This window comes from Streptomyces sp. MK37H (assembly GCF_018035285.1).
Lineage (GTDB): Bacteria > Actinomycetota > Actinomycetes > Streptomycetales > Streptomycetaceae > Streptomyces > Streptomyces endocoffeicus.
In genome coordinates, this window is sequence record NZ_JAAAYH010000289.1 from 1 (window position 1) to 11898 (window position 11898).

General features: G+C 72.1%; 14 protein-coding genes. 13 read left to right on the forward strand and 1 reads right to left on the reverse strand.

The window, feature by feature from the left end; genetic code table 11:
• The coding region (locus GWI24_RS46970; RefSeq protein ID WP_374103358.1) for a DUF6269 family protein at nucleotides 1–961 on the reverse strand (961 nt) is incomplete at its 3' end.
• Between the two features lie 374 nt (nucleotides 962–1335).
• Between GWI24_RS46970 and GWI24_RS30840 the strand changes: the two genes are divergently transcribed.
• The 13 genes from GWI24_RS30840 (at nucleotide 1336) to GWI24_RS30900 (ending at nucleotide 11615) form a co-directional block, all read left to right on the forward strand.
• Complete coding sequence (locus GWI24_RS30840; protein WP_210949164.1) at nucleotides 1336–2106, forward strand: thioesterase II family protein; 771 nt, start codon at nucleotides 1336–1338, stop codon at nucleotides 2104–2106.
• A 117-nt stretch (nucleotides 2107–2223) separates the two neighbouring features.
• The gene (locus GWI24_RS30845) at nucleotides 2224–2475 is read left to right on the forward strand and encodes an acyl carrier protein (RefSeq protein WP_210949165.1); all 252 of its coding nucleotides are present in this window, start codon (nucleotides 2224–2226) and stop codon (nucleotides 2473–2475) included.
• A 40-nt stretch (nucleotides 2476–2515) separates the two neighbouring features.
• Nucleotides 2516–3766: a beta-ketoacyl synthase gene (locus tag GWI24_RS30850; RefSeq protein ID WP_210949166.1), complete on the forward strand. Its 1251-nt coding sequence runs from the start codon at nucleotides 2516–2518 to the stop codon at nucleotides 3764–3766.
• A complete protein-coding gene (locus GWI24_RS30855) occupies nucleotides 3763–4896 on the forward strand; it encodes a beta-ketoacyl synthase N-terminal-like domain-containing protein (protein ID WP_210949167.1) in 1134 nt (377 codons plus the stop codon). The genes GWI24_RS30850 and GWI24_RS30855 overlap by 4 nt, the downstream gene beginning before the upstream one ends.
• Nucleotides 4893–5843: a beta-ketoacyl synthase N-terminal-like domain-containing protein gene (locus GWI24_RS30860; protein ID WP_210949168.1), complete on the forward strand. Its 951-nt coding sequence runs from the start codon at nucleotides 4893–4895 to the stop codon at nucleotides 5841–5843. The genes GWI24_RS30855 and GWI24_RS30860 overlap by 4 nt, the downstream gene beginning before the upstream one ends.
• Nucleotides 5843–6694, forward strand: a complete 852-nt coding sequence (locus tag GWI24_RS30865) for an alpha/beta fold hydrolase (protein WP_210949169.1) — start codon at nucleotides 5843–5845, stop codon at nucleotides 6692–6694. The genes GWI24_RS30860 and GWI24_RS30865 overlap by 1 nt, the downstream gene beginning before the upstream one ends.
• Nucleotides 6694–7689 carry a hypothetical protein gene (locus GWI24_RS30870; RefSeq protein WP_210949170.1) on the forward strand — a complete coding sequence of 332 codons (996 nt, stop codon included), beginning with the start codon at nucleotides 6694–6696 and terminating at the stop codon, nucleotides 7687–7689. Before GWI24_RS30865 ends, GWI24_RS30870 begins: the two co-directional genes overlap by 1 nt.
• Nucleotides 7686–8780: a beta-ketoacyl synthase N-terminal-like domain-containing protein gene (locus tag GWI24_RS30875; RefSeq protein WP_210949171.1), complete on the forward strand. Its 1095-nt coding sequence runs from the start codon at nucleotides 7686–7688 to the stop codon at nucleotides 8778–8780. The genes GWI24_RS30870 and GWI24_RS30875 overlap by 4 nt, the downstream gene beginning before the upstream one ends.
• 30 nt (nucleotides 8781–8810) lie before the next feature.
• Nucleotides 8811–9086, forward strand: a complete 276-nt coding sequence (locus tag GWI24_RS30880) for an acyl carrier protein (RefSeq protein WP_210949172.1) — start codon at nucleotides 8811–8813, stop codon at nucleotides 9084–9086.
• Nucleotides 9083–9493: a 3-hydroxyacyl-ACP dehydratase FabZ family protein gene (locus tag GWI24_RS30885; RefSeq protein WP_210949173.1), complete on the forward strand. Its 411-nt coding sequence runs from the start codon at nucleotides 9083–9085 to the stop codon at nucleotides 9491–9493. The genes GWI24_RS30880 and GWI24_RS30885 overlap by 4 nt, the downstream gene beginning before the upstream one ends.
• Complete coding sequence (locus tag GWI24_RS30890; RefSeq protein WP_210949174.1) at nucleotides 9490–9999, forward strand: 3-hydroxyacyl-ACP dehydratase FabZ family protein; 510 nt, start codon at nucleotides 9490–9492, stop codon at nucleotides 9997–9999. The genes GWI24_RS30885 and GWI24_RS30890 overlap by 4 nt, the downstream gene beginning before the upstream one ends.
• 71 nt (nucleotides 10000–10070) lie before the next feature.
• Nucleotides 10071–10817: a 3-oxoacyl-[acyl-carrier-protein] reductase gene (gene fabG / locus GWI24_RS30895; RefSeq protein WP_210949176.1), complete on the forward strand. Its 747-nt coding sequence runs from the start codon at nucleotides 10071–10073 to the stop codon at nucleotides 10815–10817.
• 81 nt (nucleotides 10818–10898) lie between these two features.
• Nucleotides 10899–11615, forward strand: coding sequence for a 2-hydroxychromene-2-carboxylate isomerase (locus tag GWI24_RS30900; protein WP_210949178.1), 717 nt, complete (start codon nucleotides 10899–10901; stop codon nucleotides 11613–11615).
• Nucleotides 11616–11898 lie beyond the last annotated feature (283 nt).

Sequence of the window (11898 nt, forward strand, 5' to 3'; positions counted from 1 at the left end):
CGCCTGGCCCGTCGGGCTCGCCCGGCCCGTCCGGTGTGCTTGGCCTGCTCGGCTCGCCCGGTCCGCCTGGTCCGCCTGGTCCGCCTGGTCCGTCGGGCCAGTTCGGTGTGCTTGGCCTGCTCGGCCCGTCCGGCCCGCCTGGTCCGCCCGGCTCGCCCGGCCCACCTGACCGGCCCGGCCCGTCCGACCCGCTCGGTCCGCCTGGCCCGCCTGGCCCGCCTGGCCCGTCGGGCCCGTCTGGCGCGCCCGGCCCGTCCGGCCCGCCTGGTCCGCCCGGCGCGTCTGGCGCGCCTGGCCCGCCCGCGCCCGGCCCATCTGACACGCTCGGCCCGTCTGACCGGCCCGGCCCGTCTGACCCGCTCGGTGCGCCTGGCCCGTCGGGCTCGCCCGGCCCGTCCGGTGTGCTTGGCCTGCTCGGCCCGCCTGGCCCGCCTGGTCCGTCCTCGCCCCGCGCGCCTGGCCCGTCTGACCCGTCGCGCTCGCCCGGCCCGTCCGGCGCGCTTGGCCCGCCTGGTCCGCCCGGCTCGCCCGGCCCGTCTGACCCGCTCGGTCCGCCTGGCCCGTCGGGTCCGCCTGGCCCGTCGGGCTCGCCCGGCCCGTCCGGTGTGCTTGGCCCGTCGGGTCCGCCTGGTCCGTCCGGCCCGCCTGGTCCGTCCGACCTGCCTGGTCCGCCCGGCGTGCCCGGTTCGTCTGCCGGCCCGCTGTCGGCGGCTTCCGTGGTGCCCTCCGGGGCCGGGCACGGTCGGCCCGTCAGGGCGTCGACGAATCGCTCCAGCAACTCCCCCCAGGGCGCCCCGCAGTCGCGCAGACACGCCTCCTGGTCCAGGGCGATCTGCTCCTCCAGCCGGGCCAGGAACGCCCATGGAGGCTCGGTCGCGGCCGGAGAGGTCGGGTCGTCGGTCATCGGGTGGCTCGCTGACTGGTGGGTTACGGGCATGGACACAGAGGATCTCCTGCGCATCCTGCCCCGCCCGGGCGCCGGTGATCCATCGCGACGCGGCCTCCGCCACGCACTGGCAGCAAGCTGTTATCCCGCTCCCTCAACTCCTCTCCGGCCGCCCCGGATCGGCATCAGGAGCCCGCCCTGGCACCTTCCTGAAAGGGACATTGAGGCGCGGGGTGGGCCTGGTTAGAAAGGTGTCCCGGGTCCTTCCGCCCGCCGCCGAGCGGGCAGCGGAGCGCGACCCGGCGGCGGGACCTTCCCCGGGGCCCGCCGCCGACACCTCACGGGAAGCGGGCAGCGAGCCCACCGGAGCGCGTCCGGCCCCGGGAGGCGGCGGCCGGTCGCCGCACCGGCCGCGGGAGACGCGGGAGACAGCCACGAGGAGAGCGACGATGACATCGCCCGGCAGTGCCCGAACCCGGTGGTTCCGGCGGTACCCGGCGGCCGGCCGGCCGCGGGCGCGGCTGGTCTGCCTGCCCCACGCGGGCGGGACCGCGACGTTCTTCCACCCCTGGGCCGGGGCGCTGGGCCCCGATGTCGAGGTGCTGGCCACCCGGTACCCCGGCCGTCAGGAGCGGATCGCCGAACCGTGCGCGACCAGCATGGCGGAGCTCGCCGACCCGCTGGCCGCGGAACTGCTTCCCTTCCTCGACGTCCCGGTGGCCTTCTTCGGCCACAGCATGGGGGCGTCCCTCGCCTATGAACTGGCCCTGCGCCTCCAGCCGGCCCACTCGGACCGGCTGGCCGGGCTCTTCGTCTCGTCCCGCGAGGCTCCGCATCTGGTGACCCCCAAGGAGATCCACCTCGGTACCGACGACGAGCTGATCGCCGAGGTGGTGCGGCTCGGCGGCGCGGACGCCGCGCTGCTGGCCGACCCCGGGATCCGGGACATCGTGCTGCCGTCCGTACGGGCCGACTTCCGGATCGCGGGCACCTACCGGGCCGAAGTCCCGCACCCCGTCGGCTGTCCGGTCGTGGCGTATGCCGGCGACCGGGACCCGGGCGCCGGGGAGAACGAGATGAAGCACTGGTCCGAGGTCGCCGGACATTCCTTCGGCATGCGCGTCCTGCCCGGTGGCCATTTCTACCTGAATGCCGAGCGGGATTCCCTGACGACCGACATCAAAAGGCGCCTGGACGAAGCAGTGTTGGCACCTTCCTGACGCAGGGCGTGCACATCGCATAACCGTGCTGCGATGGTTTTGAGTGCGGGAACGCAAAAGGAGCGCCGAACGGGGGGATTCCCGCCCGGCGGCAATGACCGAGAGGTTGAATTCATCATGCCCACCCTTACCGAAGAGCGCGCTGCGAAGATCAAGGAAATCGTCTGCGAGATTCTCGAGCTGGAGGAGGACGAGGTCACCGAGACCAGCCTCTTCCGCGAGGACCACGACGCCGACTCGCTGCGCGCCATCGAGATCCTGGCCTCCCTGGAGAAGGAGTTCAAGGTCGTCATCGACCAGTCCGAGCTCGCTCGCATGGTCAACCTCAAGGGCGTCCACGAGGTCGTCGCCGAGTCAGCCGGCTGGTAATCCCGTCCGCTGTTCAAGCCGAGACTGGTTGGAGGTTTCGATGACTGCTCCCGCGCGCGACGGTTCCGCCGTCGCGGCTCACCGAGTGGTTCTTACCGGGTTTGGCGTTTTCTCCAGCATTGGAGTGGGCGCCGCCGAGTTCGCCGAAGGGCTGCGTTCCGGCCGCAGCGGAGCGAAGCCGATCACCGCCTTCGACACCGAGGGGTTCGCCCACGCCAACGGCTGCGAAATTGTCGACTTCGAACCGGAGAAGTGGATACGCAATCTGGACGTGGCAGAACTCGGCCGGGCCAGTCAGTTCTCGGCAGCCGCGGCCCGCATGGCCGTCGAGGACGCGAATCTCGACGTCGACGTACTGCGCGAGCAGCGCGGCCTCATCTCCATCGGCACCACCGACGGGGAGTCCTTCGATCTGGACCAGCTGGTGGAGAGCCAGATCGCCCACGGGCCGGAGAAGATGGACTCCACCATCGCGCGCCGGGTGCGGGCTGGCCGCCTCTCCGCGGCCGTCGCCCATGAGCTCGGGCTGACGGACGTCGAGGCGGTGACGATTCCGACGGCCTGCGCCGCGGGCAACTACGCGATCGGCTACGGCTTCGACGCCGTACGCACCGGCGAGGTGGACTTCGCCCTCTGCGGCGGCGCCGACGCCATGTGCCGCAAGACCTTCGCCGGCTTCTACCGGCTGGGCACCATCGCACCCGAGCTGTGCCAGCCGTTCGATGTCGACCGCAAGGGCATCCTCACCGGCGAGGGCGCGGGCGTGCTCGTCCTGGAGAGCCTGGAGTCGGCCCTGGCCCGGGGCGCCCGCATCTACGCGGAGGTCCTCGGCTACGGCCTCAACTGCGACGCCTATCACCAGGTGGCCCCGAACCAGAGCAGCGTCGCCCGCTGCATGGCACTCGCCCTGGAGAACGCCGGGGTCAAGCCCGGCGAGGTGGATCTGGTGTCCGCGCACGGCACCGGCACCAAGGCCAACGACATCACCGAGGCCCGCGCCATCCGCGAGGTCTACGGCGCGGCCCCGCCGCGGACCATCTCCATCAAGTCGATGCTCGGCCACACCATGGGCGCCGCCAGCGCCCTCGCCGCGATCGCCTGCTCGCTGGCGATCGTGCACCGCTTCATCCCGCCGACCATCAACCACACCGCCACCGACCCCGAATGCGAGGTCGACTGCGTGCCCAACCAGGCGGTCGAGGCGGATCTGCGGATCGTGCAGAACAACGGTCTCGCCTTCGGCGGCAACAACGCGGTCGTCATCCTGGGCAAGTACGAGGAGCACCGATGAGCCGCTGGCCCATCACCGGAGTCGGCGCCGTCGCCAGCGTGGGAGCCGACCCGGCGGAGATTTTCGACAGCCTCTGCCAGGGGCGCGGCGGGCTGCACAGCCTGCGCGGCTTCAACCGCGACTGGTACAACGCCGACCTGCTGTACGAGGTGGACGACCGGCCGGCGCCCGGCACCGATGTCGTGGGCCGGGCCACCGCCCTGCTCACCACGGCCATCGGGCAGGCGCTGGACGACGCCGGTCTGCCCAGGGACCTGCGCGGGGTGCCCGTGCTCATCGGCACCGGGCTGCGCGAGCTGCGCTCGCTGGAGCTGTGGTGGCGCGACGGACAGGACTTCGACGCCGGAAGCATGCACTTCGGCACCGCGCTGCGGGAGCGGTTCGGCGCCGATGACACCACCACCATCTCCAACGCCTGCTCCGCGTCCCTGTACTCGCTGGCCCTGGGCGTGGACCTGCTGGAGTTCCGGGAGGCCGACACCGTCGTGGTGGCGGGCGTGGACGTCATCACCGAGAGCATGTTCGGCCTCTCCGACCGACTCCAGCTCGACCCGCCGGACGCGCTGCGCCCGTTCGACCGGGACCGCAAGGGCACCGTGATGGGCGAGGGCGCCGCCGCGATCGTGCTGCGCCGCGCCGCGGACGGCGGCGGGCACGGCTGGGTGCGCGGCGTGGGTGTCAACTGCGACGCCTACCACGCCACCGCGCCCGACCCCGGCGGCATCGCCCTGGCCATCAAGGACGCCCACACCCGGGCGGGCGTCAAACCGGAGGACGTGGAACTGGTGATGGTGCACGGCACGGGCACCCCGCTCAACGACGCCGCCGAGGCCACCGCGCTGCGGGAGGTGTACGGCGACCACCTGGGCCGCCCCGTGATGACCGGGATCAAGTCGATGACCGGGCACACCTCCGGCGCCTCCGGCGTGCTCAGCCTCATCGTGGCGCTGCGCGCCATGCGGGAGCACCGCGTGCCCCCGATCACCGGTCTTGACCATCCGGCCGAGGAGACCGAGGGATTCCGGCTGGTGCGCGGCACCGCGCAGCGGGCGGATGTCTCCCTCGCCCAGATCGACGCCTTCGGCTTCGGCGGCATCAACGCCGTGGCGGTAGTGGAGGCGGCCCGATGAGCGCCGTACTGACCGGGGTCGGGCTCGCGCTGCCCGGCGTCACCGACCCGCGAGACCTGTTGGCCCCCGTGCCCGGCGGCGCGGAGCCGGTGGACCCCGCCGCCCGCATCGGCAAGAAGGGCCTGCGCTTCAAGGACCGTGCCACCCAGCTCGCGCTGGCCTGCGCGGATGAGGCGCTGGCGGACGCGGGGCTGCTCGGCCCCGAGGGGCTCACGGTCCCCGGGGAGACCGTCGCCGTCCTCGTGGCTTCCAACTACGGCAACGTGGACACCGTCTGCTCGGTCGTGGACACCATCGCGGCCGAGGGGACCGCGGGCGGCGTCAGCCCCATGGACACCCCCAACGCGTCCAGCAATGTGATCGCCTCGACGCTCGCCATCAAATACGGGCTGCGCGGCCCCAACCTGATGGTCTGCAACGGCGCCACCTCCGGCCTGGACGCGGTCCGCTGGGCCGCCGCCCTCGTCGGCGCCCGCCGCGCCGACCGGGCGCTGGTCCTGGCCGTCGAACCGGACAACGAGATGGTCCGCCGCCTCACCGGGGCCGACCGGATCGTGGACGGCGCCGCCGCCGTCGTCGTGGAGCGCCGGGCGGCCGCCGCCGTCCGCGGCGCCGAGGCCCGGGCAGTGGTCAGCTCCGCGGTCCGCGCCGGAAGCGTCGAGGCGTGCCTGGAGCGGCTGGCCGGGGACGACCGCACCCCGCCCGCCGCCTGGTTCGGCCCCGGCGGCGAGCGGGGGGCCGACTCCTCGCTGCTGCCGTCCGGCACCGTCCACCACGCGCTGGCCGACACCTTCGGCGAGGCGTCGGCGGTCCTCGGCGTCCTCCAGTGCGCCGGAACCATCGGCTGGTACGCCGACGGTGGCGCCGGGCCCGTCTACGCCCTCGCCGGCCGCGACGGCGACGACGCCACCGCCGGACTCGCCCTGCTGGCCCCGGGCCGGTCCTGATGGCCCACGGTGAGTCCGGCACGGCCGGGATCCGCGGCACGGCGCGGCAGCCCCTGCTGCTGCGCCACCGCCCCGCGCGGGACGCGACCCGGCTGCGCGCCCTGTTCCTGCACGGCCTGGCCAGCAGCGGGGCGGTCTGGGACGGGCTGGCCCCGCACCTGCCGCCGGACCTGGAGACCTGGACCGCCGATCTGCCCTGGCGTGCCGACCACGTCCAGCCGTGGAGCCGCCGGCCGGAGCGGACCGACTGGGTCGTGACGGCCCTGGAGCGGCTGCCGGACCCGCCCGACGTCGTCGTCGCCCACTCGTTCTCGGCGAACCAGCTGCTGGACCTGCTCAGCCGGGAGGCCGAGGCGGGCAACGACGTGCGCGAGCGGTACGGGATCCGGGGCGTGGTCCTTGTCTCGCCCTTCTACCGGCGCTCACCGGACGACTTCGCCTGGGACTCCGTCTCCGGCATGCAGCGCGACTTCCTCCACATCATGGAGGAGGGGCTGCGCACCCACTCCGCCCGCCGGATCACCCCGGAGGTCCGGCGCCACATGGCGGAGCGGGTGTGCGAACGGGTCGGCCCCTACGGCTGGGTGCGGTTCTTCGAGCACTATCTGCGCACCCCCTGGCTCCGCCCCGAACTGATCACCGTGCCCGGCCTGGTCGTGACCGGCCAGGACGACTTCGCCGCCGCCGAGAGCGCCCTGCTCGCGGCCGACCTCCCCGAGGCCGAGCTGCACGCGATCCCCGGGTGCGGTCACTACCCGATGTCCGAGCACGCGGAGTCGTTCTCCGCCCTGGTCGGCGCGTTCCTCCGGCGGCTCTCGGACCGGGCCGCCCCACACCTCACGGAGAAGTGATGTCGCAAGCCGTCAAGTCGCTGCTGAACGAGTCGACCACGGTCGTCCTCAGCCCGGGATACGAGGGTGCCAACATCGGCACCATCATCGGTTTCAAGCACGTCAACTACCTGGTCGAGAAGGCCGTCATCGCGCACTTCCGGCGCAGCGGGCTCCCGGTCGGCAGGCTCTACGAGGAGCACGGCCTCGGATTCGACATCGTCGACATCGACTCCCGCCTCCAGACCGCCCTCGTCGTCGATGACGAGGCGTCCATCGAGGTGACCCCGGTGACCAAGGACGACGCCACCGAGCTGTCGTTCAAGGTGGCCATCACCGTCGAGCGTGACGGCGCCCCCAAGAAGGCCGTCGCCTCCAAGGTCAAGGCCGTACTGCGGCGCGACGAGAACGATGTGCGGATGCTGCGCAGGCTGCCCGTGCCCGAGGGCCTGGAGCGGTTCGTCACGGCGCGCATCGGCGGCGCCGAGCCGGGCGCGGCCGTGCCCGCGGTCACCGAGAAGCTGATCTCCGGCGCCTGCGCCGAGACCGACGCGGTGCTGGAGCGGCTCCTGGCCGGACAGAACGCCTACGGCTGGAAGTTCCGCATCCCCTACCCGTTCGTGCACTTCTTCGAGCGCCTCCAGATGTCGGGCTATCTGCGCCTGATGGAGGAGGCCAAGCACCGCTTCGTGGACGCGCGCGGCATCTCCATCCGGGCGCTGCTGGAGGAGAAGAACTGGATCCCCGCCGTCACCCACTCCCGGGTGACGCTGCTGGACGAGGCGCTCCTCGAAGAGGACCTCTACGTCGTCTACACCGTCGACAACGTCTTCAAGAACCTGCTCTACACCTCGCGCCTGGACACCTATGTGGTCCGCGACGGCCATCTGGTGCAGACCTCCACCGGCACCATCACCCACGCCTACGGCGTGGTGGAGAACGGCAAGGAGGGCCGCCTGGTCACCTTCGACGAGCGGGTCCTGGACGCCTTCGGCGACGGCCGGAACCAGTCGTGAGCGGGCCGGCCACCGCGCCGCGCGGTCCCGTCATCGCGGGATGGTCGGCGGTGTCGCCGTACGGCATCGGCCGGGACGCCTTCGTCGAGGGCGCCCGGTCGGGCCGGTCCACGGCCACCGTGGCGGAGCCCGGCGGTGAGCCGGTCCCCGACGAGCGGGTGTGCCTGGCCCGGGACCTGGTCATCAAGGAGGTGCTGGGCCGCAAGGGCACCCGGTCCATGGACCGGGTCACCGGACTGGCCGTGGCCACGGTGCGGGAACTGGTCACGGGGGCCGACGGCGCGGCCGAGAGCGGCGCCGACGTGGGCCTCGTCCTGGGCACGACCACCGGAAGCGCCCAGAGCATGATGGACATCACCCGCGACACCCTCATCCACGAGAAGCCCTTCTACATCGACCCCTCGCACATCCCCAACGCCATCATGAACTGCCCCGCCGGGCAGTGCGCCATCTGGTACGGGCTCAAGGGGCCGAACACCACGGTCGCCGCCGGACGCTCATCCGGGCTCATCGCCCTCAACTACGCCCGGCGGCTGCTCGCCTCCGGGCGCGCCATGACCGTCCTGTGCGGTGCCGTCGAGGAGTACTCCCCGGCCCGCGCCTGGCTCGAATGGCACACCCGGGGCGAGGACGAGACCGGTGTCGTGCTCGGCGAGGGCTGTGCGGTGCTGCGGCTGCGGCCCGCCGAGGCGGTGGCCGACGGCGAGGGACTCGCCGAGGTGCTCGCGGTCGAGTCCGGGGTGGCGGGCCCCGACGGGGCGGGCCCCTCGCTGCGGTCCGCCGTGGAGCGCGCGCTGCGCAGGGCCGGGGCGTCGCGGGAGGACGTCTGGGCCGTGTCCCCCTCGGGCCCGGCCGGTCTCCTCGGCGAGCAGGAACGCACCGCGCTGCGGGCCGGGTTCGCCGGTCACGAGATGCGCTGGATCCCGCAGCCGGACACGATCGGCGACACCGCCGCCGCGACCGCCGCCTTCCAGATCGTCTCGGTGCTGACGGCGGCCCAGGACGACGACCGGGCCCCGGGCCGGCTGGCGGTGGTGACGTCCGTGGACCGTGACGGCGCGCTCGCCTGCGCACTCCTGCGCCTGTTGTGACCCCCCTTCCCGCTGTGTGAAAGGAACCCCATGTCCGTCACCTACTCCGACCCGGCCGGCGCGGCCCCGCTCGACATGGACGAACTGCGCGGCATCGTCGCCGACATCCTGGAGGTCGACGCCACCGACGTCGCCGACGACGCCGACTTCTTGGAGGACCTCGAGGTCGACTCCCTGATGGCGCTCGAGGTCATCGTGGTCCTGGAGAAGAAGTACGGCGTCAAGTTCGCGGAGTCCGAGCTGCGCCAGGTGGTGTCGCTGCGCCAGGCGCACGAGCTGCTGACCCAGAAGCTGCGCGCCCGATGACCGCGAACACCACCAACAGCCCGGTGCGGGCCGTGCCCGAGGTCGTGCGGCGGGCCTCGGCGGACGCCGGGCAGTCGGGGCTGAGCAGCGAGGTCCGGTTCCGCATCGCACCGGAGGAGCCGGTCTTCGCCGGTCACTACCCGGACTTCCCGATCTTCCCCGGGGTGTGCGTGGTCGAGTGCGCCCACCGCGCGGCCCTCGCCACCGCCCCCGGGGACGGGGTCATCGCGCTGCGGGCCCTGGAGTCGGCCCGGTTCATCGGCCCGGTCTTCCCCGGCGACGTCCTGACCGTCCGCGCCGACTGGAAGGCGGCCGACGGCGGCTGGACGTACTCGGCGACGGCCGCCACCGAGCGCGGCACGTCCGCCAAGGTGCGGCTGGGCTTTCGTACGGAGGTCACACCATGATCGACGCGGCCGGGATCAAGCGCCTGCTGCCGCATCGCCATCCGATGCTGCTGATCGACCGGGTGGTGGAGCTCGTCCCCGGCGACCGGCTGGTGGCGCTCAAGGCCATCACCTGCAACGAGCCCTGGTACCGCCACCTCGGTGAGGACGCGGCCCCGGAGGAGTTCGGCTATCCGCAGACCCTGCTGGTCGAGTCCTGGGGCCAGGCCGCGGGGCTGCTCGCGGTGTGCGGCGCCGAGGCGACCGGCGGCCCGACCAGCCAGGTCATGCTGGCCGGCTCGATGTCCGGGGTGGAGTTCCACCGCCCGGTCCAGCCCGGAGACGTGCTGGAGCACAGGGTGCGGCTCTTCCGGGCGCTCACCGACACCGTGATCTTCGAGGGCGAGACGCTGGTCGGCGGCGAGGTCGCGCTGACCTTCTCCCGCATGGTGATGGCGTTCCGCCCCGGGGACCAGCTGCGCCCGTCGGCCTCCGCCGGCCAGGTCGCGGCCCCCGCCGTTCCATAGCCCGCCGGCCCGCACCACCGGCCCACAAGCCGAACGGGAGGGCCCGCAGCCCATCAGGAGAGGGAACAGTCGTGCACAACAGTGAGTCCAGGGTCGCCCTCGTCAGCGGCGGATCCCGCGGCATCGGGCGGGAGGTGGTCCTGCGCCTGGCCCGGGACGGCTTCGACGTCGCCTACTGCTACCGGTCCGACGAGGCCGCGGCGAACGTCCTGGAGAAGGAGGTCCGGGAGCTCGGCGTCAGGGCGCTGGCCGTCCGCGCCGACGTCTCCGACATGGAGTCGGTGCGCTCGTTCGTCACCCGCACCGAGGAGACCCTCGGCCCGGTCGACGCAGCGGTCACCTCCGCCGGCATCACCCGGGACAACCCCCTGCTGATGATGGCCGACGAGGAGTGGAAGCAGGTCATCGGCACCAACCTCGACGGGGTCTACCACGTCTGCCGCGCCGTCATCTTCGAGATGATGAAGCGGAAGGCGGGCGCCATCGTGAACCTCTCGTCGGTGGCGGGGGTCTACGGCAACCCCACCCAGACCAACTACTCGGCCTCCAAGGCGGGCATCATCGGCTTCTCCCGGTCGCTCGCGAAGGAGGTCGGCCGGTACGGCATCCGCACCAATGTGGTCGCCCCTGGCTTCATCGAGACCGATATGACGGCGGAACTGAGCGACCAGGTGCGCAAGAAGGCCCTCCAGCAGATTCCGCTGAAGCGGCTGGGCCGGCCGGAAGAGGTCGCCGACCTCGTCTCCTACCTGGTTTCCGACCGGGCCGCCTACATCACCGGCGCCGTCTTCCAGATCGACGGCGGCATCACCATCTGACCCCGACCGGTCCACGACCGGTGACCCCGGCCGGTCCACGACCGGCCCCGACCGACCTCTACCGGAAGGCGGAGCATCACCGTGCCCAAGCCCAAGAAGCCACCGAGGTGGTACTTCTCGCTGCGCAGCCCGTACTCCTGGTTCGCCTACCTGGACCTGATCGAGCGCTACCCCGACGTGGCCGACGGAATGGACTGGATCCCCTTCTGGGAGCCGGACGCCATCACCCAGAACATGCTGGACCAGGCCGATGTGGAGCTGCCCATCGTCGCCATGTCCCGCGCGAAGAACTTCTACATCCTCCAGGACCTCTCGCGGATCTCCAAGGCGCGCGGTCTGAAGATGACCGTGCCGATCGACAAGGACCCCAACTGGGAGGTCTCCCACCTGGCCTACCTCGCCGCCCAGGAGGAGGGCCACGGCCGACGCTTCATCGAGCTCACCTACCGGGCCCGCTGGCAGGAGGGCCGGGACATCACCCGGCGCGAGACGATGGGCGAGATCGCCGCGGAGCTGGGGCTCCCGGCCGAGCAGCTCGCGGACGCGTCGGACGACCCCGGGCTGCGCAAGCGGGGACTGGATTGCCTGATCCAGTCGTATCAGGACGGCCTGTTCGGCGTTCCGTTCTTCATCTACGGACGCGAGAAGTTCTGGGGCGCGGACCGGCTGGCGCCCTTTGTCGCGGCCTTCCGCGGCCAACCTCTCGAAGAGGTCGAGAAAGGCTGGCAGCATCATGACGAGCTGCCCCGGTTCTCCGCCCCCGGTGGAGATACTGGACACGCAGGAGGCTGCGGCTAGACCGCTCGGTCACCACACCCGCCGAGAAGAATTCGAGGCCGGGGCGGACGGGTCTCCCGCGGATTGTCCGAGCCGTAGGGGAGGGACCCTCCACCCCGGCCTTGTTGTGCCGTGAATTCCGTACGCCGTTCGTCGAATCCTCCACTAGCCACGCTCTTTTCGAGGTGTTCAGCTCATGTCCGATCGCGTTCAGACCGCCACGCTTGCCGAGCTGTTCGAGGCCCGGGTGCGGGTTTCGGCGGAGAGTGTCGCCGTGGTCTGTGGCGAGGAGTCGTTGTCGTAC